The following is a 25,791-nucleotide window of genomic DNA, read 5'->3' on the forward strand; positions in this document are numbered from 1 at the left end:
GCCGAGGCGGGGTTCACGGGACCGCGTGCCCCGGTTCGTCGGCGGTGCCCGGGGCGCGCTCCGCCGCGGCGAGGACCGCGGGATCGCCGGCACGGCCAGGATCACCACACGGTCACGATCACCACGAGGACCGCGGGGCGGTTCCACAGCAGGAGCGCCAGGGCACCGGTCCCGATGGCGATGCCGGTGGTCCAGGACACGTGGTCAGCCGGCGGCCCGTCGAGCCGGTGCGCATCCCGGCGCTGTTCAGTGCCTTGCCGACGACTGCGGCTGCCCCACCCGGTCAGGGCACGCACCCCGCGGGCCACCTTCCCGGCGCCGTACGGACAGGCGGTCAGCGCGACGATCACGGCGGTGACGAGGAGCGTGCGGGTGCTGTCGCGCAGGAAGCGGAGGAACGTGTCGACTGCGGAGGCCGCCGCGCCGCTCGTCCGGGCCGCCGCGAAGGATCCGGGTGCCGGTCCTAGACGCTCCGGTCGGTCTCGGGCCGCCCCGTGATGCCGGACTTGCGCAGTGCCGCCCGCCAGGCGAGGGCGAGGGCCGCCTCGGCCAGGCCCAGCAGCACGAGCCACAGGCCGAGCAGCCGGGTCAGCGCCCGGGCCGACTCGGCGGGCAGGGCGAGTACGACGATCCCGGCGACGATGGCGAGCACGGCGAGACCCAGGATGACGCCGCGGTGCGGCAACTCGTCGGCGGCGATGGCCGTGTAGAGCGTCAGGATGCCCGACACGAGCCAGACGACCCCGACGATGACCGAGAGCGCGGCGATGGACTGCAGCGGGTTGCGCAGGCACAGCACTCCGGCCAGGACGTACAGGACGGCGATGAGCAGCCCGGGGAGCCGCTCTCCGTGCCCGTCCCGGGCGAAGACGGCGACGAACCGGAACGACCCGATCACCAGCAGGTACAGGCCGATGAGGACCGCCAGCACGTGCAGCGTCTCGTCCGGCCAGACCAGGACCAGGACGCCCGGCACGAGCGTCGCGACGGCGGAGCCGAGGATCCAGGTCCAGGAACGGCCGAGGCGCTCCAGCACTTCGGCGGAAGTGGCCGCCTGGTCCGGGACCGCCCCGTCGTGAGTGTGCTCCGGTCCGGTACGCGGTGCCGGACCACGCGATTCGGTCATGGCTCCTCCTCGCGCGATCGAGCGGACGTTGCGGACCGCCGACGGGGCGGTGTGCGGGACCTCTCCGGATCAGGATCCCGTGCGTCGTGGCGGCGCGGGTCACCCCCTACGGGTGATCCGGCGGCCCCGTCGTGCCGTTGGGGTGGGAACCGGAGGCGCTCACCACCCTGACGGCGCGAAGATACGAAGAGACAGACGCGACGGAACGAAGAGACAGAGACGACCGTTCCCCAGGCTGCCCGGACGGGGCCTCGGCGCGGCTCGCGTGCGGTCCGCAGGTGGTGGCGCAGGTCTTCTCGCGGGAGGTGCGGACGGGCGGCGGCGTCAGCTGCCGGACCGGAAGGGCAGCGCACGGCCGGAGACCATGGACCCGCCGCTGTTCGGCCTCTTCGCCCGGCTGTGCGGGGCGTCCCTGGCGCGGGCGCACGCTCCTTGCGGGGATCCGGTCGCGATCTCCGCGTACCTGGGCGGCAGCGACCGCTTCGACCGCGCGCCCGCCGCTTTCGCGCAGTCCTACGCCGACCGGAACGAGCGGGGCTCCGAGGCGCCGGCGGCCCGTTCCCGCTCGGGCCGGATCACCGCGCAGGATCTCTGAGCGGCACGGTCTGAGCGGCAAGGTCCGGGTCACTCCGGCAGCTGACGCATCTCCACGACGCGCAGGCCCAGCGACCGGCAGCGGGCCAGCAGGCCGAACAGCTGCGCCTCGTCGATGACGGGACCGAACAGGACGGTCTGACCGGACATCACCACGTGCTCCAGCTCCGGGAAGGCCTCGGCAAGCGCCTTCGACAGGTGTCCGTCGACTCGGATCTCGTAGCGCATGGGTCGTACTCCCGCGGACGGCCTCGGTCAGTGCTTCAGAACGATCTTGAATGAGATGATCACCAGGCCCAGCAGCAGATTCACCGAGGCAGTGGTCGCAACCATGCGCCAGGTGCCGCCGGCGCGGCGTGCCGCGGCGGCGGACCAGCCCACCTGCCCGGCCACGGCGACGGACAGGGCCAGCCAGATGGCGCCCTGTACGTCCAGGCCCAGGAGCGGACTGAGGGCCACCGCGGCGGCAGGTGGGACGGCGGCCTTGACGATGGGCCACTCGTCGCGGCAGACGTGCAGCACGACCTGGCGGTCCAGGGGCTGTTGCGCCAGCCGCGCCCCGAACAGCTGGGCGTGGACGTGCGCGATCCAGAACACCACGCCGGTGAGCAGCAACAGCACCACGAGTTCGGCACGCGGGAACGAGCCCAGGGTGCCGGCCCCGATCACCACGGAGGCCGCGAGCATCGATCCGTAGACGCCGCCCGTGTAGTCCGCGCGTGCCCTGCGCTCGGCACCGCGCACGCGGACCGCGGTGCCGTCGGTCCTGGACATCGGTGCCTCCCTGGGGGTTCAGTGCGTCGATCCTTTGGCTCCGGACGGTGCGTCGGCGCCGGACTTCTCGGTACGTCTCTTCTGGCCGGCGGGCAGGCTCGAGGTGACGAGGAAACTGGCCAGCGTCACACCGCCGGTGGCGAGGATCGCCGCCTTCAGGCCGTCGAGCTGCGCCGACGCGTACGAGTCCACGACGGCGTCGACGTCGGAACTCGGCAGGCCGGCGCTTTCCGCCGCCGAACGCACCTGGTCGGTGCTGACGAAGGAGATCCCCGACTCCAGGGCCACACCGGTCTGTGCGCGGGCCTCCTCGGACACCTTTGGATCGTCGGCCACCTGCGTGGTGAACGCGTGCGCCAGTGCGCCGACGAGGATGGACCCGATGAGTGCCGTGCCCAGCGCGGAGCCCAGGTTCTGCGCCGTGAACTGCAGCCCTCCGACCTCGCTGCGCTCCTCCTCACCGACGCTGGACTGGACGACGTTGCCCAACTGCGAGGCGAGCAGGCCGGTGCCCACGCCCAGCAGAGCCATGGCTCCGGCGAACTGCGCGTCGTCGATGACCGGGTCGATGGTGGCCAGCAGCCACACGATGGCTCCCGCCAGCGTCAGCAGGGCCAGCCGGACCACCCGGCGCGGCCCCACAACCCGGCCCAGCGAGGAGGCGAGCACGGAGGCCGCGAGCATCGTGACGGACACCGGGAGCAGCCGGAGTCCGGTCTGGAAGGCGTCGAAGCCCTGCACCACCTGCAGGTACAGCGGGATGACGAAGAACAGCCCCAACAGGATGAGGTTCTGGCTCAGCAGCGTCAGCAGACCTGAGCGCAGTGCCCGTTTGCGCAGCAGGGCCAGGTGTACGAGGGGCTCGGCGTCCTGAGCCTCCCGCCGCCGCTCCCAGTGGACGAACAGGGCGAGGACGACCGCCCCGGCGCCGACGACGAACAGCGTCGGGGAGAAGCCCAGGACGGTGAAGGGAGGGTTGCGGGGCTGTAGCCATCCCCAGGTACTGCTCTGCAGCACGCCGAGTACGCCCAGGGCCAGTCCGCCCGCCGACAGCACCGCGCCGACTGCGTCCAGCCGGTGGCGGGGTCCGGTCCGGACGGGTTCGGTGATCATCCGGCGGCAGCACAGGACGGCCGCGACGACCACGACCTCACCGGCGAAGACGAGCCGCCAGGTGAGGTACGTCGTCACCCAGCCGCCCAGCAGCGGGCCGACCGCGATCCCCGCGCCGGCGAGTCCGCCGATGACGCCGTAGGCGACGGCACGGTCCCGCCCGCGGTAGGTCTCCGCGACGAGAGCGGCCATGGACGGCAGCACCATGGCGGCGCCGAGCCCCTCGATGACCGACCAGCCCAGCGCGAGCACCCACAGCGTGGGGGCCACGGCGGTCAGGGCCGATCCCGTGCCGTACACGATCAGTCCGATGAAGAAGAGACGACGGCGCCCCACGATGTCGCCGAACCGGCCACCGATGATCATGAACGCGGCCATGACCAGCGCGTACAGCGTGATCACGGTCTGGATGGCGGTGACCTCGGTGTCGAAATCCTCGACCAGCTGACTGATCGAGACGTTCATGACGGACGTGTCCAGAACCATCAGGAACTGGGCCGTGCCCAGGACGATCAGAGCCCGCCATCGTGTCACGGTGTCCACCTCGCCGAGTCGGCCCGGAGCGGCGGTGGATCCGGCCGCCATCCCCATCGCAGCCGAGGAGGCCGTCCGGCGCCTCACCCGCCGTGGGCGAGGCGACCCGTGTTCACAGCAGCCGCAGGTCCCGCGCACGGTGTACCGCGGCGCTGCGACGGTTCACGCCCAGCTTCCGGTACAGGCTCTTGAGGTGGGTCTTCACCGTGTTCACGGACACGTACAGGTCGGCGGCGATCTCCTCCGTCGACATCATCTGGGCCAGCCGCTCGAGCACGTCGCGCTCACGGCCGCTCAGTTCCTCCACGACGATCGGCCAGAGGGGCATCCCGGCTCCGGCCGGTTCGTCATGTCGCCAGGTGCCGGGCACGAGCCAGCCCCCGGCCAACTGCTGGAGGGGTGCGGTGGCCAGGAGAGGGCGGATCCACTGTCCGGCTTCGAGGAAGGGCCGGCGCAACCGCTCGTGCCGGGCCTGGATGAGCGACTGTGCTACGAGTGCGCGGGCGGTGGACGAGTCCCCCGCGCCGTACGCGGCCTGCGCTCTCACCAGTGCCGCCCGGACGGTCACGGCCGGACCGGTGCGGCTGTCGGCCCGGATCCTGTCAAGGAGGTCGATCGCGGCATCCGGACGCCCTGCGACGAGGTGGAGGCGCGCGGCTTCCACGGCGCACGCCGGCTGGCTGTCGGGAACGGCGCGGAGCAGCTCGGCGGCGGTTTCGGACCGTCCTTCGGCGAGGTGGGCGGCGGAGACGACCAGTACCTCGTGGCTCTCCGCCCACGGTGAGGCCGCGGCGGTGGAGACCACCGGGGCAGCCGCCTCGACCGCCGCTCGCGCGTCGCCCCGGGCCAACTGGAGCCGCGCGGTGACGATGGCCCGTCCAGCGGCCGTCACCGGGTCCCGTGTCGCGGCGGGGAGTTCGGCGGCCTCGTCGAGGAGGGCCTGGGCCCGGCCCAGTTCGTTGCGGTCGACGGCCACGGCGGCCAGCACCAGTCGCTCGATTCCGGAGCCGGAGGGGCGGTCGAGGCTGAAGCCCTCCGTCTCGCTCACCGCCTCCAGGGCCTTGTCCTCCGCTCTGCCCGGCCAGCCGTTGAGGTAGTCGATCAGCGCCAGGTGGCCCATCGAATCCTCCCGGGGGACCAGGGTCGAGACTCCCCCGGGCGAGCGGACCACCGTGGACAGCGCTGCCTGCGCCTCCTCGAACCGCCCCGCCCACAGTCGCGTCGTGCCCAGGTGGGCCATCAGGAGGGCGCGCAGCTCCGGATGCTTGTCCAGAAGGTGTGCGGGAACGTCCTGTTGCGCCTCGTCAGCGCTTTCGGCGGCCTCTTCCGCCTGTGCGGGGGACCCGGTCAGGCGGGCGGCCAGGGCCTCCAGCAGCGCACAGCTCAGCTGCGCGGCCGCCGGGTCGGACAGGTCGCCGGTCAGGCGTTCCTCGGCGTGGTGGAGGTGGGCCAGTCCACGGTCGAGGTCGCTGCGGGACAGATCGCGTGCGGCGCGCACGAGTTCCGTCGCGGGGCTCGTGGCATCGGGCTCCATCCGGGAGAAGAGCCGGGTCAGGTCCTCGGAGCGCAGACCGGTGAAGAACTGTCCGATCGCCAGGTCGTCCACGAGGGCCCCGGCGGTGAAGTCCCAGTCGCCCGCGGCGGCGCCGTGCGCGAGGGTCTCCGGGAGGGAGCCGGAGCGCTGCAGCCACAGGGCGGCCCGCCGGTGCAGTTCGGGCTCCAGGCCGGGGCAGCGCTCGCGCAGATGGGCCCGGAGTATCTCCCCGAACAGCGGGTGCAGGCGGTACCAGGAGTGTCCGAGATCCTCGACGAAGGCGTTCTCGCGGTGCAGCCGGGCCAGGATGCGTTCGGCATCGGTCCGCTCCGTCAGGGCGTTCACCAGATCGGGACAGAAGCGCTCCAGCACGCTGGCCCGCAGCAGCAGGTCCTCGGTCTGTTCCGTCTGCCGCTTGAGCACCTCGGCCAGCAGGAAGTCGGCGACGGTGCTGCGATCCGCCTCGAACTCCTTGAGATACGTCTCCGGGTCCGGGCTCTCCAGCGCGGCCAGGGCGCACAGGCGCAGGCCGGCGGCCCAGCCCCGGGTGCGGTCCACCAGAGCGCGCGCCGCGTCGAGGGGAAGACAGAGACCGTGCACCTCCAGCAGGGCGAGGGCCTCCTTGGGGGTGAAGGCCAGCTCGGCGCCGCGGATCTCCGTCAGCGCGCCGGCCACCCGGTAGCGGTGCAACGGGAGCATGGGTTCGGTGCGGGTGACGAGGATCAGGCGCAGCCCGTCCCCTGCGTGGTTCAGCACGAACTCCAGCTGCTCCGCGACCTCGGGCGCGCTCACGCGGTCGTACTCGTCGAGCACGACGGTCGCTGCCTGGTCACGGTCGTTGAGTTCTCCGGCGATCGCCGACAGCACCCTGTGGTCCACGCTGCCGGCGTCCGCCGGGTGGGCGGCGGGGTCGGACAGCGGCATCCCGCAGACGCGCAGGGCCTGCAGGAGATACGCCCAGAACATGCCGGGACGCTGCTCCTCCGACTCCAGAGTGAGCCAGGCGACCGGCCGGTCCAGGTGTACGGCCCAGTCGGCGACCAGCAGGGTCTTGCCCGCGCCGGCGGACCCGTTGACCATGGTCAGCGGAGTGGCCAGAGCCTGGTCGAGGTGCCGGTTCAGCCGCTGCCGCTGCAGGAACGCGCCGGGCCTGGTCGGCAGAGCGAATCGAGTGCGCAGGAACGGGTCCCCCAGCGGATCGGCACATCCGTCGGCCGACGCCGGAACGTACTCCTCGAATGCAGACACGCGCTCACCACCAGTGTCCGCCATGTCATGGGCAGCGCTTCCCTCGCTTCAGGGTCCCATCCTTCCGGGACAACCGCCTGGCACACGCACGGCCGGCACCGAGGGCGTCGCTCACTGCCTGACCGGTGCGTATCCGTGCTGCGGGCCTCTTCCCACACCCTTCGAAACGCTGAGACGCAGGTCACACCCGGAGAGCTGTCACATGTCACCGGCCACCCCTGTCAGTAGGTGTGTATCCGCAACAGGGCAAGGAGATCACCATGGAACCGCGCCTCAACTTCTTCGGCCACCCCCTCGCGGGAAGGGTCCTGAAGCACATCAATTCCGCGAACAAGGTGGTGTGGGACTCGACGCTGCCGACCACGACTCAGGAACTGGTGAAGATTCGCGCAAGCCAGATCAACGGCTGTGGTTTCTGCACGGACATGCACACCAAGGACGCCACAGCCGAAGGGGAGACGGCGCAGCGCCTCAACCTGGTCGCGGCCTGGCGTGAGGCCAAGGTGTTCACCGAGGCCGAACGTGCCGCTCTGGAGCTGGCCGAGCAGGGCACCCGCACCGCCGATGCGGCGGGCGGTGTCAGCGACGAGGCCTGGGAGAACGCCGCGAAGCACTTCGACGAGGACCAGCTTGCAGCGCTGGTCTCCCTCATCGCGGTCATCAACGCGTACAACCGTGTGAACATCATCGTCCAGCAGCCTGCCGGGGACTACCAGCCCGGCATGTTCGGCTGATCGGCGCCCACCAGGCCCGGCGCCACGGCCTGTCTCCAAGCCGCCCCGATCTGCGGCATGGAAGCAGGCCATCGGCATCACGGGCACAGCACCGTCCTGGCTGTGGATCACGTCGTCACCGGGCTTCGAGTGCGGTGATGACCCTGCTTGTAGCATGGTGATCCACAACTGGAGGGCACCTATGCGCGCCGGGGATGACGCCGACTCTCTCGACAAGGCAACGAGGGATTTCATGGCGGCGCGTCCCCAGCTCTTCGGCATCGCCTACCGCGTGCTGGGAAGCGCCGCGGAAGCCGAGGACATCGTCCAGGACGCGTGGCTGCGCTGGCAGAGGACCAACCGCGCCGACATCCTCGATCCGACGGCGTTCCTGGCCACGATCACCTCGCGGCTTGCCATCAACCTGGCCCAGTCCGCACGAAAGCGACGTGAGTCGTACACCGGGCCCTGGCTGCCGGAACCGGTCGACACCACGGCGGACCCGCAGCTGGGCGCGGAACGAGCGGAGGCGCTCGACCTGGCGGTCCTCTTCCTCCTCGAAAAGCTGAATCCCGTGGAACGGGCCGCGTACGTGCTGAGGGAAGCCTTCGACTATCCCTACCGGCAGATCGCGGACATGCTGGAGACGAGTGAGGCCAATACGCGACAGCTGGTGAGCCGCGCCCGCAAACATCTGGCGACGGAACGCCGGGAGCCCGCGAGCCCCGAAGCTCACCGGAGGCTGCTGGAGGTTTTCCTCGCCGCGGCCCAGACCGGCAATCTGTCGGTGCTCGAAGAGGTTCTCACTGCGGACGTGGTCAGCTACGCCGACGGCGGTGGCGTGCGCGGAGCATCCAGGATTCCGGTCGCCGGGCGTCTGCGTGTCGCCAAATACCTTGCCGCCTTCGCTCCGCGCTTCTGGCCGCGGTCGAAGGTTCGCTGGGTCGAAGCCAATGGCAGGCCGGCCGTTCTCGTCTCGGCCGACGGAAACGCTGTGGCGCTTTTGTCCGCCGAGGTTTCGACGCGCGGCATCGAACGCCTTATGTGGGTCATGAATCCGGAGAAACTGGCGCCCTACGTGGCTTCACAGAACAGCTGAGGCGGTCCAGCCGGCGTCACAGAAGGCGGGCAAATGGCCGGGCATAGATCCGGAAATCGCCGCTCCGCTCCTGGAGCGGGCCGATGCGCTGTGTCCTTACGCACGGATGGCCTGGCGTGGAACGGTCCCCGTCGACAGGCACCACCCACGAGAGCGTTCCGGCCGTCCCGGACGAGACCGCCACGCTGATGGAAGAGGTCTCGACCGAAGGAAAACTCGCCGAATAGGGCCGGGCCGTGTCACCAGGGCCTCACGGCCACCCTCGGCCTGTGCCGGAACAGCCGGATCCGTGGTCCCGGGCGCCACTCATCGGGGGAGTGCGTGGCGCCCGGGACCCGCACCTACGGGGTCTATGCGCAGGTGTGCATCCCGGACTCCTCGACGGGGGTGAGCCGCCCGGAATACTGTGATCAACTTATCAAAACGTTGTTTGTCGCACTCGTCATGCGGCGCGTGTCGCGAGCTGCCGATACGCGGACGAGCCCCGTCGCGGACCTTCGCCTCCGCCCCCACGTTGCGGCATCCGGGTACTAGCGGGCCGCGTCATGGCCCGGTCACCGGCATGCACCTCGGGCAGATTCCTACGTTGATCATATGATCACCGAATTCAGGCCCAGGACAGCCGTCGCCATCTGCGCCCTCTGCGTGGCCGGTGTCCTGGCGCTCGCGCCCGTCGCGGCCGCCGCCGGTGCGGAGCCCACCCCACCCGGTGCGCCGCGGGCGACGCCGCATCCGTCGTTCCTGTACCGCCAGGGCACCCAGGTCCGGGCCCATCGTGGGGTGCCCGGGGTACCGGACGTCTCCGCGTTGTCCTGGCTGGTGGCCGACGCCCGCACCGGCGAGGTGCTGGCCGCGCACGACGCGCATCGCGCACTGCCGCCGGCCAGCACGCTCAAGACCCTGTTCGCCCTCACGGTGCTGCCCGCCCTGCCCGCCGACATCGAACACACGGTGAGGGAACGGGAGTTGGAGGACATCGGGCCGGGCAGCAGCAAGGTCGGAGTCGCCGAGGGACAGACGTACCGGATCGCCGATCTGTGGCGCGGAGTCTTCCTCAACTCCGGGAACGACGCCGTGGACGTCCTGGCCTCGCTGAACGGCGGCTGGCACAGGACGGCCACCCGGATGCAGGCCAAGGCACGTTCCCTGGGCGCCCTCGACACACACGTACGGTCGCCCGACGGATACGACACTCCCGGCCAGGTGTCCTCGGCGTACGACCTGGCGGTGTTCGGCCGGGAGGGGCTGCGCAACCCGGACTTCGCGCGGTACTGCGGCACGGCCGTGGCGAAGTTCCCGGGCGGGAGCGGATGGTCGTACGACATCCAGAACACCAATCGGCTGCTGACCGGTGCGGACGGCGTGGAGCCGTACCCGGGGCTGGTCGGTGTCAAGAACGGCTACACCAGCAACGCGGGCAACACCCTGGTCGCCGCAGCCCGTCGCGGCGGGCGCACTCTCGAGGTCACCGTCATGAACCCTCAGGCGGGCGGCGGGTTCACGGTCTACGAGGAGGCACGCGAACTGCTCGACTGGGGGTTCGAGGCCGCCGGTCGCGTCGAACCGGTGGGCTCGCTGGACGGGTTGCGGGCCAGACCGCGGCCGGGGCCCAGCGCCACTCCCGTGGCCGTCGTCGTCCCGGACGGCGGGCCGGGATGGCCCACGGCGGGCGTCATCTCGGGTGCCGCCGTTCTGGGCGCCGCTGCCGTGGCGCTGGTGCTGCGGGGCAAGGGCGGTGTGCCGCCGCGGACTTGACCCACCGGGAGCCACAGCAGCAGGCCCAGGGTGATCCAGGTGTAGGTGTTGCTGCCGAGGAAGCCGTCGATGCCGGACGCATCGTGGAACCACAGCCACACCACGCTGGTGCACAGCACGGAGTACAGGGCGCCCGCCACACGCGCGTGCCCGGTGCGGATCAGCACGGCGAACGACGGCAGCAGCCATACGAGGTGGTGCACCCAGGTGATGGGGCTGACGAGGCAGGCGGTCAGGCCGGTGAGGGCGAACGCGGCCGGCCAGTCCGCCGCCGCGACCGCCCGGCGGGTCCGCCAGGCCCAGATGCCGAGGACCACCAGGACGGCCGCGGCCCAGACCTTGCGGTCCGCTTCCCCGAGGCGGGCCAGGATGCCCTGCAGCGACTGGTTGGAGACGTAGTCGAGGCGGCCCACCCGGCTGGTGTCCCACAGGGCCTGCGTCCAGTAGAAACGGGAGGCGCCCGGCGCGACCCCGCCGGCGAGCGCGGTCGCCGCGGCCGCGACGGCCGTCGCGACGGCTGCGGCACGCCATCGGCGGGCGAGCAGGAGCAGTCCGATGAAGACGGCCGGGGTCAGTTTGATCGCGGCCGCGAGGCCTATGCCGACGCCCGCTGGGCGCTCCCGCCCGGTGCTGAGCAGCCAGGCGTCGGCCAGCACGAGCGCCAGCAGCAGAAGGTTGACCTGACCGAAGCTGAAGGTGTCACGGAGTGGTTCGAACAGGGGGAGCAGACAAACGCCCAGGGCGCAGCCGAACCAGCCGTAGCGGCGCCATGCTCCGTCGGTCAGGATGTGCAGCACCAGTGCCAGGGCCGCCAGGTTGAGCAGCAAGGAGCCGACGATCGCGGTGTGCAGACCGACGAGGGCCATGGGCAGCATGCTGACGGCGGCGAACGGCGGGTACGTGAAGCCGTACGTCGTCCCCGGCACCTCGTAGTCGTAGATCCGTCCGCCGTGGTGGATCCAGCTGTTGACGGCACCGTAGTAGACGCGCAGGTCGAACCAGTCGCGCAGCAGCGGCACGGTCGCGGTGAAGACGGCGACGGCGACGGCGAGGGTGAGGACCAGGAGCAGTCGGCCGCGGTCGGTGCGGGGAGGAGTCATACGGTCCTTCATGCGGTCCTCTCCAGCGCGGGTGCCTGGGCCGCCTGGTGGACCTGCCACAGGACGACCACGGCCAGCGCACCGCCGGAGACGGCCAGCATCAACTGCCCGCTGTCGGCCGGTCCGCCGCTCGGCAGGGTGGCGAGCGCGAGCACTCCCGTCACGGCCGCCACCCGTTGCCGTACCGAGGTGGTGGGTGCCGCGGCGGCGATGAGGAACAGGCCCCACAGGGCGTACCAGGGGCGGATCGCCGGGCCGAAGGCGGCCACGGCGGCGAGGCTCAGGCCCAGCGCGTAGACCGGGCGGGGGCGCAGTCGCCACCATATGGCCGCCACCAGCAGAGCGGTGACCGCGAGGCCGAGCATGTGCCAGGCCGGGAGGGCGAGAGGCGCGAGGTTGCTGCCGAGGTGTTCCAGCATGGCTCCGGTGGCACGTCCGAGGAGGCTGGTGAGGGCCCAGTTGTGCGCGGAGACCGGCGTGTCGAGGGCGCCTATCCAGCCGTAGCCCGTTCCGGCGAGGGCCGTCGCGGCGACCGTGGTGGCCGCGGCTGCGACGCCGGCCGACAGGACGGCCCTCGCCGGATGTCGCCCGGCGCGCACCTGGAGGACGACGACCGCGGCGAGCCCGAGCACGGCGGGCGCCTTGACCAGCGCGGCGAGTGTGACGAGCACGGCACCCAGCACCGGCCGGCGGCCGAGCGCCGCGACCAGGCCGACGCCGAGCAGGCCGAGCATGATGGCGTCGTTGTGGGCGCCCGCGACCAGGTGGAGCAGGACCAGCGGGTTGAGGGCACCGAGCCAGAGCGCGGCGGCCGGATCGGCGCCGCTGTGCCGGGCCAGCCGGGGCAGCGCGGCCGCCATCAGCGCCACGCCGAGCAGCGCGACCAGCCGCATTCCGACCAGACCGGCGGGGAGCGCACCGCGGGTCAGGCCGGACAGTGCGGAGGCGACAGCGAGGAACACGGGGCCGTACGGGGCGCCGGTCTGCCGCCACAGCGGGGCGACCTCGTCGGCGAGCGGGCCGCCGAGCTGGGCGGGCCCGTGCGCGTAGACGTCCATGTGGGCGTCGACCATCGCACCCTGCGCGAGGTAGCTGTAGACGTCACGGCTGAACAGGGGCGGGGCGAGGAGCAGTGGTGCGGCCCAGACGGCGAGCACCAGCAGCAGCTCGCGCGGGGTGGGCGGCTCGGCGCTGCGCACGAGCCGCCCGAGCAGCACCCAGGCGGCTATCAGGAGGACGACACCGAAGTACACACCGACCAGGCCCAGCGCCGCGCGGGCGTTGGCCGGTGCCAGGAGGTCCCGGACGGGCAGGGCACCGGACGTCTCACCGCCCAGGGCGAGGAAGGCGGTGCCGGCCAGGCCCAGGACCTGACAGCGGCGGAGATCGACAGGGAAAGCCATGGCCAACACTCGGTAAGCGTGTCAACGCCGGGTGGCCGGAAATTGACGCGCCGCCCTCCGGGCGGGGGCCTGCGTGTGTCCGGCGTGTGATCGGACGCCGGAGCGATGACTTCCGTGCCGCCGGCCGGTCTCCCCTGCGTCCGACCTTCCTTCCCCGTCCTTTGCCCCTCAGCCACAGAACGGACGTGACGACCGTGCCGCACCACTCCGCCCACGCCAAGGTCAACGGCCTGGAGATGTACTACGAGACCCACGGATCCGCAGACGGCCGGCGCCCCCTGGTGCTGCTGCACGGCGGGGTCCATACCATCGGCCTGTCCTTCGCCGCCGTGCTGCCCGCCCTCGCCGCGGACCGCCGAGTCGTGGCGCCCGAGTTGCAGGCACACGGCCACACTGCCGACACCGACCGCGAGATGACGGTGGCGAACCTGGCCTCGGACGTGGTGGCGCTGCTGGATGAACTCGGCATCGGGCAGGCCGACCTCATCGGCTTCAGCCTCGGCGGGCTGACCGCGCTGGAGATCGCGGTGCGGCACCCCGAGCGCGTCGGACGGCTGGTGCTCGCCGCCACCCAGTACCGACAGGACGGCTACCACGACGAGGTTCGCACACCGGACTACACCTCTCCCCGGCTGCCCAGCGAGGCGGACTTCCAGGAGATGGCCGAGGCCTACGCCGCTGTCGCGCCGCATCCCGGGCACTTCCAGGACTTCCTCGCGAAGGTCACGGGCGCGGCCCACGCACCGCTGCCCTGGACGGCCGACGACCTGCGGGGGCTTGGCGCACCGACGCTGCTGGTCATCGGCGACACCGACTTCGTTCGCGTCGAGCACGCGGCCGAGATGCAGGCGCTGATCCCCGACGCGGGGCTGGCCGTCCTGCCGGCCACCACGCATGCGGCCCTGATGCGGCGCACGGGCCTGCTGGTGCCGCTGCTGACCGAGTTCCTGGGCTGAGCCGCCCGCTCGACGCCGGCTCTCAGAACACCGACAGGCCGGTCAGGGTGGTGAAGCGGTCCAGGGCGGCGACGCCCGCCACCGAGTTGCCGCGCTCGTCGAGCCCGGGGCTCCACACGCACAGGGTGCAGTGTCCGGGTACGACCGCGATGATGCCGCCGCCGACGCCGCTCTTGCCGGGCAGCCCGACCCGGTAGGCGAACTCGCCCGCGGCGTCGTACGTCCCGCAGGTCAGCATCACCGCGTTGACCTGTTTGGCCTGGCTGCTGGTGAGCAGTCTGCTGCCGTCGGCGCGAACGCCGTGACGGGCCAGGAACCCGGTGGCGAGGGCGAGGTCGGCGCAGGACGCCGTGATGGAGCACTGCCGGAAGTACTGGTCCAGCAGCGCCGGGACCGGGTTGTCGATGTTGCCGTACGACGCCATGAAATGAGCGAGGGCGGCGTTGCGGTCGCCGTGTGCGGACTCGGAGGCGGCGACGTCCAGGTCGAAGTCCAGGCCCGGGTTGCCGCTCTCGGTGCGCAGAAAGGCGAGCAGTTCGCCCGCCGCGTCTCCGGTACGGGTCTGGAGGCGGTCGGTGACGACCAGGGCGCCCGCGTTGATGAACGGGTTGCGCGGGATGCCGCTCTCGTACTCCAGCTGGATCAGGGAGTTGAAGGGGTTGCCGGAGGGCTCGCGGCCCACGTGCTCCCAGAGTTCGTCGCCCTCGCGGGCCAGGTCGAGGGCGAGGGTGAAGACCTTGGTGAGGGACTGCGCGGAGAACGGCTCGTGCCAGTCCCCCACCCCGTACACCGTGCCGTCCGGCTCCGCGACGGCCATGCCGAAGCGGCGCGGGTCGCAGGCGGCGAGCGCCGGGATGTAGTCGGCGGGCCGGCCTCGGCCGGGGGTGCGCTCGATCTCCTCGGCGATGCGCGCCAGGACCGGTTCGAAGGTGGGGGTGGATGGGGGAACTGCCATGATCACCATTGTGCCTCCGGGTCGGTCCTGGCGCGCGGCCGTGGATCAGGCGATGACGGAGCCGGTGCCGGCCAGGACTTCGGGCCGCAGCAGTTCGGCGAGGGTCTCGGCGGGCAACAGGCCCTTTTCCAGGACGAGTTCGGCCACGCCCCGGCCGGTGGCGAGTGCCTCCTTGGCGATGTCGGTGGCGGCCGTGTAACCGATGTGCGGGTTGAGCGCGGTGACCAGGCCGATGGAGTTCTCCACGCTCGCGCGCAGGGCCTCGGTGTTGGCGGTGATGCCGTCCACGCACCGTTCGGCCAGCGTCAGACAGGCGCTGCGCAGATGCGTGATGGACTCCGACAGGGAGTGCAGGATGATCGGCTCGAAGGCGTTGAGCTGGAGCTGTCCCGCCTCGGCCGCCATCGTGATGGTGACGTCGTTGCCGATCACCTCGAAGGCGACCTGGTTGACGACCTCGGGGATCACGGGGTTGACCTTGCCCGGCATGATGCTCGAACCGGCCTGTACCGGCGGCAGGTTGATCTCGCCGAGCCCCGCACGCGGCCCCGAGGACAGCAGCCGCAGGTCGTTGCAGCTCTTGGAGAGCTTGACCGCGATCCGCTTGAGTACCCCGGACATCTGGACGAACGCGCCGCAGTCCTGGGTGGCTTCGACGAGGTTGGCGGCGGTGACCAGCGGCAGCCCGGTGATCTCGGCGAGGTGGCGGCGGGCCGACTCGGCGTATCCGGCGGGGGCGTTGAGTCCGGTGCCGATCGCCGTGGCGCCCAGGTTGATCTCATGGATCAACTCGACGGCCTCGGCAAGACGGGACCGGTCCTCGTCAATCATGACGGCGAATGCGGAGAACTCCTGACCGAGCGTCATCGGCACCGCGTCCTGCAACTGTGTACGGCCCATCTTGAGCACGTCGCGGAACTCGACGGACTTGCGGGCGAACGCGTCCTGCAGGACAGCCATCGCCCTGAGCAGCCCGCGCACCGCGAACACCGTCGCGATCTTGACGGCGGTCGGGTAGACGTCATTGGTGGACTGGCCGAGGTTGACGTCCTCGTTGGGGTGCAGGTGCCCGTACTGGCCCCTGTCGAAGCCGAGCAGCTCCAGCGCCCGGTTTGCGATCACCTCGTTGGCGTTCATGTTGGTCGAGGTGCCGGCGCCGCCCTGGATGACGTCGACGACGAACTGGTCGTGCAGCTTGCCGTTGCGGATCTCCCGGCACGCCTCGACGATCGCGGCGGCCTTCCCGGGCTCCAGCAGTCCGAGCTCCTCGTTCGCGAGGGCGGCGGCCTCCTTGACCGCGGCAAGAGCGTCGATCAGGTGCGGGTAGGCGGATATCGGAGTGCCCGTGATGGGGAAGTTCTCCGTGGCACGCAGGGTGTGCACACCCCAGTAGGCGCCGGCGGGAACGTCACGGTCGCCGAGCAGGTCGTGTTCGCTACGGGTGACGACGGTCGTCATGAAGGTGAGGGTCCTCTTTCTGGGATACGGGGTGACAGCGCCCCGACGGGGGCGCGGGGAACTACGCGACCAGCCACACCCGGCGCGCAGCCGCCGGACGGAATGCCGGCCCGGCCCACTACGCGCAGGCCGAGACCACAACCGGCTCCAGCGAACGCACGGGCCGTACACGCCCGACCTCACTGCCGCCCCCGAGCAACGCCTCGCCCTCGAACGCGGTGAGCAGCGCGGGGTCGACCCCGGCCCTGGCCAGAGCGGCGGCCGCCACCGGCACACGCGCCCGGTTCGCCCCGTCGGCGATCTTCACGGCGACGGCCCGGCCGTCCGGCAACGCGGCAACCTGAACGCCTTCGAACCCGTCCTTGGCCAGCAGCCCCGGCACGGCCCGCATCAGCGCGGCCACGTCCCGGCCCGAGCCGGAGGCCATCTCGGCGTGTTCGCGCATCGCGTCGGCGACACGCGCCTCGGGTGTACCGGCCGGCGCCGTGGTGATACGGGCGGCGGCACGAGCGAGACCGTGCAGCGAGACCGAGAACAGCGGAGCGCCGCAGCCGTCGACGGTCACCTGGGCGATGCGCTGCCCGGTGAGGTCCTCGACGATCTCCGCGATCGCCTGCTGGAGGGGGTGGCCGGGGTCGAGGTAGTCGTCGAGGGACCAGCCGTTGAGCTTGCAGGTGTAGAGCATGGCCGCGTGCTTGCCGGAGCAGTTCTGGGCGATCCGGGAGGGCGAGCGGCCCGCCCGGATCCACTCGTCCCGGACGGCCGGATCGAACGGCATGTCCGTGACGTTGCGCAGATTCTCCTCGGTCAGCCCGGCGAGTTCGAGGATCTTCCGCGTCCCGGCGAGGTGACGTTCCTCGCCGGAGTGGCTGGCCGCCGTGAGCGAGAGGAGTTCGCCGTCGAGCGGGAGACCGGCCCGGACCATGGCGACCGCCTGGACGGGCTTGAGCGCCGACCGGGGGTAGAACGCGGCCTCGATGTCGCCGAGCTGAAGCTGGACGTGTCCGTCGGGGCCGAGGACGACGACGGAGCCGTAGTGGATGCCCTCCACGACCCCGCCGCGTATCAGGTGGGCGACGGGGGCGTGGAGGGGCTCGCGGATCAGGGGTGCGTCCGCGACGGAACTGCTGAACATCACTGCCTCTTGTCAGGAAGCGGCGCGTGGGTCACGCGTCGGCTCCGGTGGTGGGACCGGTCCCGGTGGACCGGCGTGCGACACGGCCGCGGATGCCGAACCATCCGACGACCAGGGCTCCGACGATCAGCGGCAGGCACAGCACGGTGGTGCGGCCGGCGCCTCCGTCGGCGTACATGAGGACCAGGACGGAGGCGAGGAAGGCCAGCGTCACGAGTTCGGTCCAGGGGGAGCCCGGCAGTCGGTAGTCCGGGCGGGTCAGCTCGCCCTTCTGGGTCTTCTGCCAGAAGAGGAGATGACAGAGCATGATCATGCCCCAGGTGGAGAGGATGCCGATCGCCGCGAAGTTGAGGACGATCTCGAAGGCGTCCGCCGGGACCACGAAGTTGAGGCCGACGCCCAGGACGCAGATGCCGCTGGTGAGCAGGATGCCGCCGTACGGGACCTGGCTGCGGCTCATCACGGACGTGAACCTGGGTGCGGAGCCGGACATCGCCATGGAGCGCAGGATGCGGCCGGTGGAGTACAGGCCCGAGTTGAGCGAGGACATCGCCGCGGTGAGGACGACGAGGTTCATCACGCCGCCGGCCGCCGGGATGCCGATGTGGGACAGCACCGTCACGAAGGGGCTCTCGCCGGAGCTGTACTTGTTCCAGGGCAGCAGCATCGACAGCAGGACGACCGAGCCGACGTAGAACACGCCCACGCGCCACATGATCGAGTTGATCGCCTTGGGCATGATCTTCTCGGGGTTCTCGGTCTCGCCGGCCGTCACGCCGACCAGCTCGACCGAGGCGTAGGCGAAGACGACGCCCTGGATGATCAGCAGCATGGGCAGCAGGCCGTTGGGGAAGATGCCGCCGTTGTCGGTGAGCAGCGCCGGGCCGGGGGTGGTCCCGTCGACGGGGTGCTGGGTGACGAGCAGGTAGATGCCGATGCACATGAAGATCACCAGAGCGCTGACCTTGACGATGGCGAACCAGAACTCCAGCTCGCCGAAGATCTTCACCGAGATCAGGTTCACGGTGAGGACCACGGCCAGGGCTATCAGTGCGATCACCCACTGCGGGATGTCGGAGAACATGCCCCAGTAGTGGGTGTACGTGGCCACCGCGGTGATGTCGGCGATGCCGGTGGTGGCCCAGTTGAGGAAGTACATCCAGCCCGCGGTGAAAGCGCCCTTCTCGCCGAGGAACTCCCGGGCGTACGACACGAAGGCACCGGACGAGGGCCGGTACAGGACGAGTTCGCCGAGGGCTCGTACGACGAGGAAGGCGAAGACGCCGCAGACCGCGTAGGCGATGAAGAGGGAGGGGCCCGCGTCGGCGAGGCGGCCGCCGGCTCCGAGGAAGAGGCCGGTGCCGATCGCGCCGCCGATGGCGATCATATTGACGTGCCGGGACTTCAGGGACTTGCTGTAGCCGACGTCTCCTGCGTCGACATGTGCGGCCGGTGTGCGCGTCTCGTCTTTGAGGTGCTGCTCGCTCACGCCTCGGGTCCGCCTTCCGCTGGGCTGTCCGTGCGCGCGGGGCGCACGATGTCGGTGAGGGTCGTCTCGACGCGGTCGAGGTGGTGCGCCATGGCGTCCGCCGCGTCGAGTTCGGAACCGTCCATCAGGGCCTCGACGATCGCCCGGTGCTCGCGGTTGGACTGCTCGCGGCGTCCGCCCAGCTCGTTGAGGAACGCCGACTGACGCGCCAGTGCGTCGCGGATCTCTTCGATCACCCGGCGGAAGACCGGGTTCTGGGCGGCCTGGGCGACGGCCAGGTGGAACAGCGTGTCGAGGGCGACCCACGAGGTGGTGTCGGTCTCCCGCTCCATGCGCTCCAGCAGGTGCGACAGGTGGTCGAGGTCCTCGGAGGTGCGGCGCACGGCCGCGTAGCCCGCCACCGGGATCTCGACGTGACGGCGCACTTCCAGCAGGTCGCTGGCCGCGTAGTCGCCGAACGTGGGGTCCTCCACGGTGTTGGCGACGACGAAGGTGCCCTTGCCCGTCCTGGAGACGGTCAGGCCCATCGTCTGCAGGGCCCTGAGGGCCTCGCGCAGCACCGGCCGGCTGACCTCTAGGGTGCGGCAGAGCTCCGCCTCGGAGGGCAGCTTGTCCCCCACCGCGTACTCGCCGCGCTCGATGGCGGCCCGCAGATGCCCGAGCACCGCTTCCATGGCGCTGATGCGCCGCGGGCCCTGACTGGCTGTCTGGCTGTCTGACAGGTTCACGAGAGTGATCCTGCGGGTGCCGGGCCGGAGCTGTCAAGGGAGGCGAATGTGGAAATTCATGGCGCGGGAAGCCTGAAAGCCTGCTTCCGCGGTTCTTCCCTGCCGGTTGCTCCCGCAGGTTGTTCCCGCGACTTCCGGGGTTCAGGGTCACGCACGGGGACCTCGGCCACCGCGACGAGGGGCCACTGCACCGGGCGTTTGCATGTCGGCGTCGGCTCGTCCGGACGCATTGTGAAGCTTGCGTCAAAGGATGGGTAGACGTGGTCTTGACCGGGACCCGCCCGGACGTGGAGGACGTATGAACTGGGATCGGTTCGCGCAGCAGATGGCTGCGATGGCTCGCGATCTCCTCGCTCAGGAATCGGTCGACGACACCCTGAATCGGATCACGCACTCGGCCGTGGAGCTGGTGGAGGGCTGCGACGCGGCCGGCATCCTGATGCTGCACGGCACGAGGGTGGAGACGCTGGCGCCCACGGAGAAGCTCGTCGACGACAGTGACAGGCTGCAGGAGCGACTGGGCGAGGGGCCGTGCTTCGAAGCCGCCAGGAGGACGGACGGTGAGCGGGTCTTCCGCATCGCGGACTTCACCGAGGAGCAGCCTTCGTGGCCCGCCTACGCCCCCCAGGCGCGCACGCTCGGCCTCGGGAGCATGATGGGCTTCCTGCTGTTCACCGAGGACGAGGAACTCGGCGCGCTGAACGTCTACTCCCGTAAGCCCGGCGCCTTCACCGAGGCCAGCGAACTGGCCGGCTGGCTGCTGGCGTCCCACGCCGCCGTCGCCTTCTCCAGCGCCCGCGAGCACGCCCAGATGGAACAGGCCGTCGCCACCCGCCATGCCATCGGTGAGGCGATGGGCATCCTCATGGGTGCCCATCGCCTCACCGAGGAGCAGGCGTTCGACGCGCTTCGGCTCTTCTCGCAGAAGAACAACATCAAACTCCGCGAGGTCGCCCAACGGGTCTGCGAGCGGGGCGGCATGGTCTGACGGGCGGCTCCGCCGGCTCGATGCCTGCGCTTCCCGCAGCGCTACCGGCGGCCTTCGGACACCGGAAGGTTCCCGCCACCAGCGGACTTCGGGTGGCGGTGACCACCTGCGGCTGCGGCCGGCCGGTTGCCGTCAGCTGCCGAGGGCGCCCGTGCTGAGCAGGCCCAGCAGCAGTACGCCGACGATGATCCGGTAGATGACGAAGGCGTTGAAGGAGTGCTTGGCGACGAATTTCAGCAGCCAGGCGATGGAGCCGTAGGCGACGACGAAGGAGACGATCGTGCCGACGGCCAGCGGGGCGGCGCCCACCCCCGTACCCAGCGCGTCCTTGAGCTCGTACAGGCCGGCGCCGGTCAGGGCGGGGATGCCGAGGAAGAAGGAGAGGCGGGTGGCTGCCACACGGTCCAGGTCGCGGATGAGGGCCGTGGACATGGTGGCGCCGGAGCGGGAGAAGCCGGGGAAGAGCAGGGCGAGGATCTGGGAGCTGCCGACCAGCATCGCGTCCTTGAACGTGGTGTCGTCCTCCCCGCGCTTGTGCCGCCCCATCTGGTCCGCGGCCCACATCACGCCACTGCCCACGATCAGCGAGGCCGCGACCACCCAGAGCGAGGCGAGCGGGCCCTCGATGAGCGGCTTGGCGGCCAGGCCCACGATCACGATCGGGATGGTCGCGTAGATCACCCACCAGGCGAACTTGTAGTCGTGGTGGTAGCGCTCCTCCTTGTTGCGCAGACCACGGCCCCACGCGGAGACGATCCGCACGATGTCCTTGAAGAAGTAGACGAGCACGGCGGCGATCGCACCGACCTGGATGACGGCCGAGAACCCGACGACGGCATCATTGTCCACGGGGATGTGCATCAGCCCCTCGGTGATCTTCAGATGGCCGGTGGAGGAGACCGGGAGGAACTCGGTCACCCCCTCGACTGCTCCGAGGACGACGGCCTGACCGACGCTAATGACGCTCATGTGATCCAGTTCTGAGGAGTTGGTCGACAGTGCTGTAGACAGTCTTACTACGCGCGCGGGAGAACCGTTCACTTACCCCACAGGGCCTGGGCGACCGACACCCCGACAAATGCCGCGCCGAGACCCGCCGCCACACTTCCGACGACGTTGGCGGCAGCGTAGAGCCCCGCCCCGGTCTCGGTCAGCCTGAGGGTCTCGTACGAGAATGTCGAATACGTCGTCAGGGCCCCGCACAGGCCGGTGCCGATCAGCAGCTGCATGTGCGAACCGGCGGCCCCCTCGGCCACCGCGCCGGTCAGCAGGCCGAGGATCAGGCAGCCGGAGACGTTCACCGCGAAGGTGCCCCAGGGGAAGACCGAGTCGTGCCGCGACTGCACCGCGCGGTCGGTGAGGTAGCGCAGTGGGGCACCGACCACGGCTCCCGCCACGACCAACAGCCAGTTCACAACGACTTCTTACCCTTCGCGTGCGTTTCGCCGGGGCCGCCCTCGCGACCGACGTACCTGATGACCTCGCAGTCGTCGAGGATCACCAGGCCCTCGCCGACCAGCTCGTCGAGCTGCGGGAGGAAGGCGCGCACCCGCTCCTCGGAGTCGACGATGACGATCGCGACGGGTAGGTCCTCGCTCAGCGACAGCAGCCGCGAGGTGTGGATCAGGGAGGAGGCGCCGAAGCCCTCGATGCCGCGGAAGACGCTCGCGCCGGCGAGGCCGGCCGCGTGCGCGCGGTGGACGATCTCTGAATAGAGGGGCTTGTGGTGCCAGGTGTCGTTCTCGCCGATGAAGACGGTCACCCGCAGGGCGCTGCCGGTCAGCCTCGTCATGGCTGCCTCCACTTCAGGACGCGGCGGGTCGCGATCACCGCGAGCCACACCGCCGAGAGCGCCGCGAGCAGGGTCGCGGCGAGGTAGGCCAGCCCCGTGCGGGGGTGGCCGGCGTCGACCAGCTTCTGGATGTCGACGGCGTAGGTGGAGAAAGTGGTGAAGCCGCCGAGCACACCGGTGCCGAAGAAGGGGCGTACGAGGCGGTGGGCGGCCCACACGTCGGTGATGACCACCATGAACACGCCGATGACGGCACAGCCGACGACGTTGGTCCAGAACGTCGCCCAGGGGAATCCGCCGGTCCGGGTGGGCCACCACAGCGAGAACGCGTAGCGGGCCGTGGCGCCGAGGGCCCCGCCGAGCGCGACCACCGCGACGACGGGCGCCTGGGCGCGCCAGGCGGGCGTTCGTGAAGCGCGGGGCCGGGCGCGGACACTCTCGGCTTCCGGTGCTGTCATGTTCGTATGTCTCCTACTCGCCGGGGCCCGGGGCATGCGGGCGCCGCTCCTTCGCAAGTAGGGACCGTTGGCGGCGCACTGCCGCGGTTCGGGTACGGCGGGCCCCACCGCCGCGCCGCGAGTCGTGGTCACGGCCGGGCAACAGGGTAGCGCCCGGGCCGGACCCGGGTCACTTCGGGACGGGCCGCTCGCAGACCGCGACGCCCCGCTCCCACAGGCTGCCCAGGACCAGGTGACCGGCGGCCTCACAGACGCTGGTCACCATGCGATAGCCGGAGCGGCGGCGGGCGAGGTGGTGGACGATGCCGCCCTGGTCGTCGAACGCGAGGGCACCGATGGTGCCCGTGGGGCGGAACGGGGCGCGGACGGCGATGCGTGCGGCGGCGCCGCGGACGGCGGGAGCGGCGCGGTGCAGCAGGTCGAGCGGGGCGACGCGAGGGCCGGCCAGGGACACCCAGATCGGGCCGCCGGGCGCCCGCCAGAGGTTGTCGGGCATGCCGGGGAGGTTCTCGGCGAAGGGTTCGCTGCGCCCTGCCTTGGCTCCGGTGAGCCAGTAGCGGGTCAGCCGGCAGGCTCCGGTCTCGGCGACGACCAGGAAGGATTCGTCGGCGCTCGGGGCGAGGCCGTTGGCGAACTGGAGCCCCTCCAGCAGGACTTCGGGGTTCTCGCTGCCGGGGGCGAGGCGCAGCAGCCGGCCGGTTCCGGTGTGTTCGACGAGGTCCCCGATCCACTGGTTCAGGGGGTAGCGGCGGCTGGAGACGGTGAAACAGACGCTCCCGTCGGACAGGGCGACCGCGTTGCTGCAGAAAGTGAGCCGCTCCCCCGCCACCGAGTCGGCGAGAATGCGGACGACGCCCTCACCGAGGTCGACGCGCAACAGGCCCAGTTCGGCGTCGCACACCAACAGGGCGCCGTCCGGGAGGAGTTCGAGTCCGAGCGGTCGGCCGCCCGTTTCGGCGAGCACCTCGACACGGGGGGTCGCGGGCTCCGACAGTCCGTCGATACGCAGGATGCGGCCGTCCTCCACTCCGGTCAGCACCCGGCCGCGGGAGTCTGCGACGACGTCCTCGGGGCCGCGGCCGCCGATGGCGACGTACCGGAGCGGGACCAGTTCACTGGCGCGGTCCATTTCACTGGGACGGTCCATGAAAACCCCCTCGTCGAGGTCGGGACGGTTCATGCTGGCATGTGTAGGGGTGCCCGCCGGGTTCCGCGTCACCCGATCAGGTTTTGGGGATGTGTTCCTGGCCACTCAGCACACCACCACCGGTAGCTCCGGACCGGAGGAAGGGGTGGTCCCCATGTCACGGCTGGCCGCCTGGCACCGGCTGGGGCTCGCCGAGCTGCACCGGCGCGGTACGGAGCTGGAGTTGCTGCACCGGTCCATGGGGTTCGCGACGCTCGCCCTGGTCACGCTGGCGCCGCTGCTGATCGTGGTCGCGGCCGCGGATCCGCTGGGGCACGGCGGGTTCGCGCTGTGGCTGGTGGACGGCATGGCCCTGTCCGGCCGGTCCGCGGACGCGCTCGCTCATGTCTTCGGCCCGACCCGCAAGGTGATCAGCACCACCAGCGTGCTGAGCGTGGCACTGCTCGCACTGTTCGGCATGTCCTTCGCCTCCAGCGTGCAGAACGGCTACGAGCGGATCTGGAAGGCGGCCCCCATGCCGTGGCACCGGATCTGGCGGCAGGCGGTCTGGCTGGTCATGCTCATGGTGTACCTGTACGCCCAGGTGCAGACCCGGAACGTACTGGAGGGCACGCCCCGCATCCTTCTCAGCATGGGGGTCGGCCTGCTGTTCTTCTGGTGGGGGCCGCACTTCCTGCTCCGCCGCCAGGTGCCCTGGCGGTATCTGCTGCCGGGTGCACTCGCCACGATGGCAGGCCTGGTCGGCCTGCGCGGATTCTCGTATCTGGTCTTCACCCCGCTCCTGGTCACCAACGCGATCAGTTACGGCCCTGTCGGCACGGTCCTGGTGGTGGAGTCGTGGCTCGTCGGTGTCGGATTCGTGGTTTTCGGTGGTGCACTGCTGGGCCGGATCCTGTGCGAGTGGCTCGGGCACCTCGACGAGCCTTCCGACCCGGCGGCCCCGACCGCCCAGGACCCGACGGACCGCGGACCGGGGCCGTCATCCATGCGTTCCTAGTGGGGTGCAGCCACCGACACCGGTCGCGAGCACACGTCGGCTCCTGTCGCCCAGTCCCCCCTACCAGCCCTTCTCGAACATGCGCGCCACCTCGGCGATCCGCATCTCGTCCCGCCGGTAGTAGGTGCGCCACCGGATCCTGCGGGTCTGCAGCAGGCCCATGTCCACGAGCAGGTCCAGGTGGGAGGCGGCGACCGCGCGGGTCACTCCGAGCCTGGCGGCCACGGCGTCCGTGGTGACGCCGTCCTCGACAGGGTCACCGTGCGGCTGCGGCGGAAAATGCGAGGCCGGGTCCCTCAGCCACTCCAGGATGACCAGCCGCTTCTCACTGTAGGAAGTCCCCAACACGTCTTCCCCCTCTCCGGACGGACCACCACATACCGCGTCTTCCCACTGTCCCGCAGCCCAAGCCGCCACGTAGGGCATTCGACCACCCTTGTCCGGGAACGTACGGCCCATCCGGAACGCGGCCGTACGGTCCCACCTCCAGGAACACGGGCGAGAGCCCGACGGCCCCCCTGCGCCCGACCCCTCACTTTCTGGCTCACCGATGACTGAACCGCACCGGCGCCGGCAGCAGCTCTCGGGACAACGCCAGGTCTCCCCGTCCCGCACGACAGCGCGGACCGATTCGGCTGCCGGCTGCCACTGACGGACGCCCGACGGTGCGCAACCGGTCAGGATCGAAGAAGCAT

The 25,791-nt window shown here is 70.7% G+C and carries 24 protein-coding genes and 2 pseudogenes; 7 read left to right on the forward strand and 19 right to left on the reverse strand.

What is annotated here, in order from left to right; all coding sequences use genetic code 11:
* Positions 1–101: 101 nt before the first annotated feature.
* Entirely contained in the window at positions 102–350 is a 249-nt protein-coding gene (locus OOK07_RS02955) for a hypothetical protein (RefSeq protein WP_266794887.1), read from the reverse strand.
* Between the two features lie 113 nt (positions 351–463).
* The gene (locus OOK07_RS02960; RefSeq protein WP_266676690.1) at positions 464–1,126 is read right to left on the reverse strand and encodes an HdeD family acid-resistance protein; all 663 of its coding nucleotides are present in this window, start codon (positions 1,124–1,126) and stop codon (positions 464–466) included.
* A 298-nt stretch (positions 1,127–1,424) separates the two neighbouring features.
* Here OOK07_RS02960 and OOK07_RS02965 point away from each other — a divergent pair.
* Positions 1,425–1,721: pseudogene (locus tag OOK07_RS02965) on the forward strand (DUF2252 family protein); the annotation flags it as partial.
* A gap of 29 nt (positions 1,722–1,750) precedes the next feature.
* Here the strand turns inward: OOK07_RS02965 and OOK07_RS02970 are convergent.
* The 4 genes from OOK07_RS02970 to OOK07_RS02985 all read right to left on the reverse strand — a co-directional run bounded on the left by OOK07_RS02970 (position 1,751) and on the right by OOK07_RS02985 (position 6,947).
* Positions 1,751–1,948, reverse strand: a complete 198-nt coding sequence (locus OOK07_RS02970) for a DUF8691 family protein (protein ID WP_266526087.1) — start codon at positions 1,946–1,948, stop codon at positions 1,751–1,753.
* A 27-nt stretch (positions 1,949–1,975) separates the two neighbouring features.
* Entirely contained in the window at positions 1,976–2,494 is a 519-nt protein-coding gene (locus OOK07_RS02975) for a hypothetical protein (protein ID WP_266676692.1), read from the reverse strand.
* 18 nt (positions 2,495–2,512) lie between these two features.
* Positions 2,513–4,141, reverse strand: coding sequence for an MFS transporter (locus OOK07_RS02980; protein ID WP_266794888.1), 1,629 nt, complete (start codon positions 4,139–4,141; stop codon positions 2,513–2,515).
* A gap of 112 nt (positions 4,142–4,253) precedes the next feature.
* Positions 4,254–6,947 (reverse strand): winged helix-turn-helix domain-containing protein, encoded by a 2,694-nt coding sequence (locus tag OOK07_RS02985; RefSeq protein ID WP_266794889.1) that lies wholly within the window; start codon positions 6,945–6,947, stop codon positions 4,254–4,256.
* A gap of 236 nt (positions 6,948–7,183) precedes the next feature.
* Here OOK07_RS02985 and OOK07_RS02990 point away from each other — a divergent pair, with 236 nt between their 5' ends.
* The 3 genes and pseudogenes from OOK07_RS02990 to OOK07_RS03000 form a co-directional block, all read left to right on the forward strand.
* Positions 7,184–7,657 carry a carboxymuconolactone decarboxylase family protein gene (locus OOK07_RS02990; protein WP_266794890.1) on the forward strand — a complete coding sequence of 158 codons (474 nt, stop codon included), beginning with the start codon at positions 7,184–7,186 and terminating at the stop codon, positions 7,655–7,657.
* A 181-nt stretch (positions 7,658–7,838) separates the two neighbouring features.
* Positions 7,839–8,735, forward strand: coding sequence for an RNA polymerase sigma-70 factor (locus OOK07_RS02995; protein ID WP_266676700.1), 897 nt, complete (start codon positions 7,839–7,841; stop codon positions 8,733–8,735).
* A gap of 594 nt (positions 8,736–9,329) precedes the next feature.
* A pseudogene (locus tag OOK07_RS03000) lies at positions 9,330–10,157 on the forward strand (D-alanyl-D-alanine carboxypeptidase family protein); the annotation flags it as partial.
* Positions 10,158–10,240: 83 nt separating this feature from the next.
* Here OOK07_RS03000 and OOK07_RS03005 read toward each other — a convergent pair.
* Both OOK07_RS03005 and mptB read right to left on the reverse strand, forming a co-directional pair.
* The gene (locus tag OOK07_RS03005; protein ID WP_266801879.1) at positions 10,241–11,590 is read right to left on the reverse strand and encodes a glycosyltransferase 87 family protein; all 1,350 of its coding nucleotides are present in this window, start codon (positions 11,588–11,590) and stop codon (positions 10,241–10,243) included.
* Positions 11,591–11,598: 8 nt separating this feature from the next.
* Complete coding sequence (gene mptB / locus OOK07_RS03010; RefSeq protein WP_266676702.1) at positions 11,599–12,993, reverse strand: polyprenol phosphomannose-dependent alpha 1,6 mannosyltransferase MptB; 1,395 nt, start codon at positions 12,991–12,993, stop codon at positions 11,599–11,601.
* A 185-nt stretch (positions 12,994–13,178) separates the two neighbouring features.
* Between mptB and OOK07_RS03015 the strand changes: the two genes are divergently transcribed.
* Positions 13,179–13,949, forward strand: a complete 771-nt coding sequence (locus tag OOK07_RS03015; protein ID WP_266794891.1) for an alpha/beta fold hydrolase — start codon at positions 13,179–13,181, stop codon at positions 13,947–13,949.
* 22 nt (positions 13,950–13,971) lie between these two features.
* Here OOK07_RS03015 and OOK07_RS03020 read toward each other — a convergent pair whose 3' ends face one another.
* From OOK07_RS03020 to OOK07_RS03040, 5 genes are all read right to left on the reverse strand, one after another.
* Positions 13,972–14,913 (reverse strand): glutaminase, encoded by a 942-nt coding sequence (locus OOK07_RS03020; protein WP_266676706.1) that lies wholly within the window; start codon positions 14,911–14,913, stop codon positions 13,972–13,974.
* Positions 14,914–14,949: 36 nt separating this feature from the next.
* Entirely contained in the window at positions 14,950–16,362 is a 1,413-nt protein-coding gene (gene aspA / locus OOK07_RS03025) for an aspartate ammonia-lyase (RefSeq protein ID WP_266676708.1), read from the reverse strand.
* A gap of 118 nt (positions 16,363–16,480) precedes the next feature.
* Complete coding sequence (locus OOK07_RS03030) at positions 16,481–17,497, reverse strand: asparaginase (protein ID WP_266794892.1); 1,017 nt, start codon at positions 17,495–17,497, stop codon at positions 16,481–16,483.
* A gap of 31 nt (positions 17,498–17,528) precedes the next feature.
* Positions 17,529–18,986 carry an amino acid permease gene (locus OOK07_RS03035; protein ID WP_266794893.1) on the reverse strand — a complete coding sequence of 486 codons (1,458 nt, stop codon included), beginning with the start codon at positions 18,984–18,986 and terminating at the stop codon, positions 17,529–17,531.
* Entirely contained in the window at positions 18,983–19,660 is a 678-nt protein-coding gene (locus OOK07_RS03040) for a FadR/GntR family transcriptional regulator (RefSeq protein WP_266683294.1), read from the reverse strand. Before OOK07_RS03040 ends, OOK07_RS03035 begins: the two co-directional genes overlap by 4 nt.
* Before the next feature lie 352 nt (positions 19,661–20,012).
* Here OOK07_RS03040 and OOK07_RS03045 point away from each other — a divergent pair, with 352 nt between their 5' ends.
* Positions 20,013–20,702: a GAF and ANTAR domain-containing protein gene (locus OOK07_RS03045; protein WP_266676714.1), complete on the forward strand. Its 690-nt coding sequence runs from the start codon at positions 20,013–20,015 to the stop codon at positions 20,700–20,702.
* A 132-nt stretch (positions 20,703–20,834) separates the two neighbouring features.
* Here the strand turns inward: OOK07_RS03045 and OOK07_RS03050 are convergent, their stop codons facing one another.
* The 5 genes from OOK07_RS03050 to OOK07_RS03070 form a co-directional block, all read right to left on the reverse strand.
* Positions 20,835–21,671 carry an undecaprenyl-diphosphate phosphatase gene (locus tag OOK07_RS03050; protein WP_266676716.1) on the reverse strand — a complete coding sequence of 279 codons (837 nt, stop codon included), beginning with the start codon at positions 21,669–21,671 and terminating at the stop codon, positions 20,835–20,837.
* 68 nt (positions 21,672–21,739) lie between these two features.
* A complete protein-coding gene (gene crcB / locus OOK07_RS03055) occupies positions 21,740–22,117 on the reverse strand; it encodes a fluoride efflux transporter CrcB (protein ID WP_266676718.1) in 378 nt (125 codons plus the stop codon).
* Positions 22,114–22,494 (reverse strand): putative PII-like signaling protein, encoded by a 381-nt coding sequence (locus OOK07_RS03060; RefSeq protein ID WP_266794894.1) that lies wholly within the window; start codon positions 22,492–22,494, stop codon positions 22,114–22,116. Before OOK07_RS03060 ends, crcB (OOK07_RS03055) begins: the two co-directional genes overlap by 4 nt.
* Positions 22,491–22,952 (reverse strand): fluoride efflux transporter CrcB, encoded by a 462-nt coding sequence (gene crcB / locus OOK07_RS03065; protein WP_266794895.1) that lies wholly within the window; start codon positions 22,950–22,952, stop codon positions 22,491–22,493. Before crcB (OOK07_RS03065) ends, OOK07_RS03060 begins: the two co-directional genes overlap by 4 nt.
* 169 nt (positions 22,953–23,121) lie before the next feature.
* A complete protein-coding gene (locus OOK07_RS03070; RefSeq protein WP_266683296.1) occupies positions 23,122–24,081 on the reverse strand; it encodes an SMP-30/gluconolactonase/LRE family protein in 960 nt (319 codons plus the stop codon).
* Positions 24,082–24,253: 172 nt separating this feature from the next.
* Here OOK07_RS03070 and OOK07_RS03075 point away from each other — a divergent pair, with 172 nt between their 5' ends.
* Positions 24,254–25,096 (forward strand): YhjD/YihY/BrkB family envelope integrity protein, encoded by an 843-nt coding sequence (locus OOK07_RS03075; protein WP_266676724.1) that lies wholly within the window; start codon positions 24,254–24,256, stop codon positions 25,094–25,096.
* A 60-nt stretch (positions 25,097–25,156) separates the two neighbouring features.
* Here OOK07_RS03075 and OOK07_RS03080 read toward each other — a convergent pair whose 3' ends face one another.
* Positions 25,157–25,441, reverse strand: coding sequence for an ArsR/SmtB family transcription factor (locus OOK07_RS03080; RefSeq protein ID WP_406311227.1), 285 nt, complete (start codon positions 25,439–25,441; stop codon positions 25,157–25,159).
* Positions 25,442–25,791: the final 350 nt, after the last annotated feature.

Source organism: Streptomyces sp. NBC_00078 (assembly GCF_026343335.1).
Taxonomy (GTDB): domain Bacteria; phylum Actinomycetota; class Actinomycetes; order Streptomycetales; family Streptomycetaceae; genus Streptomyces.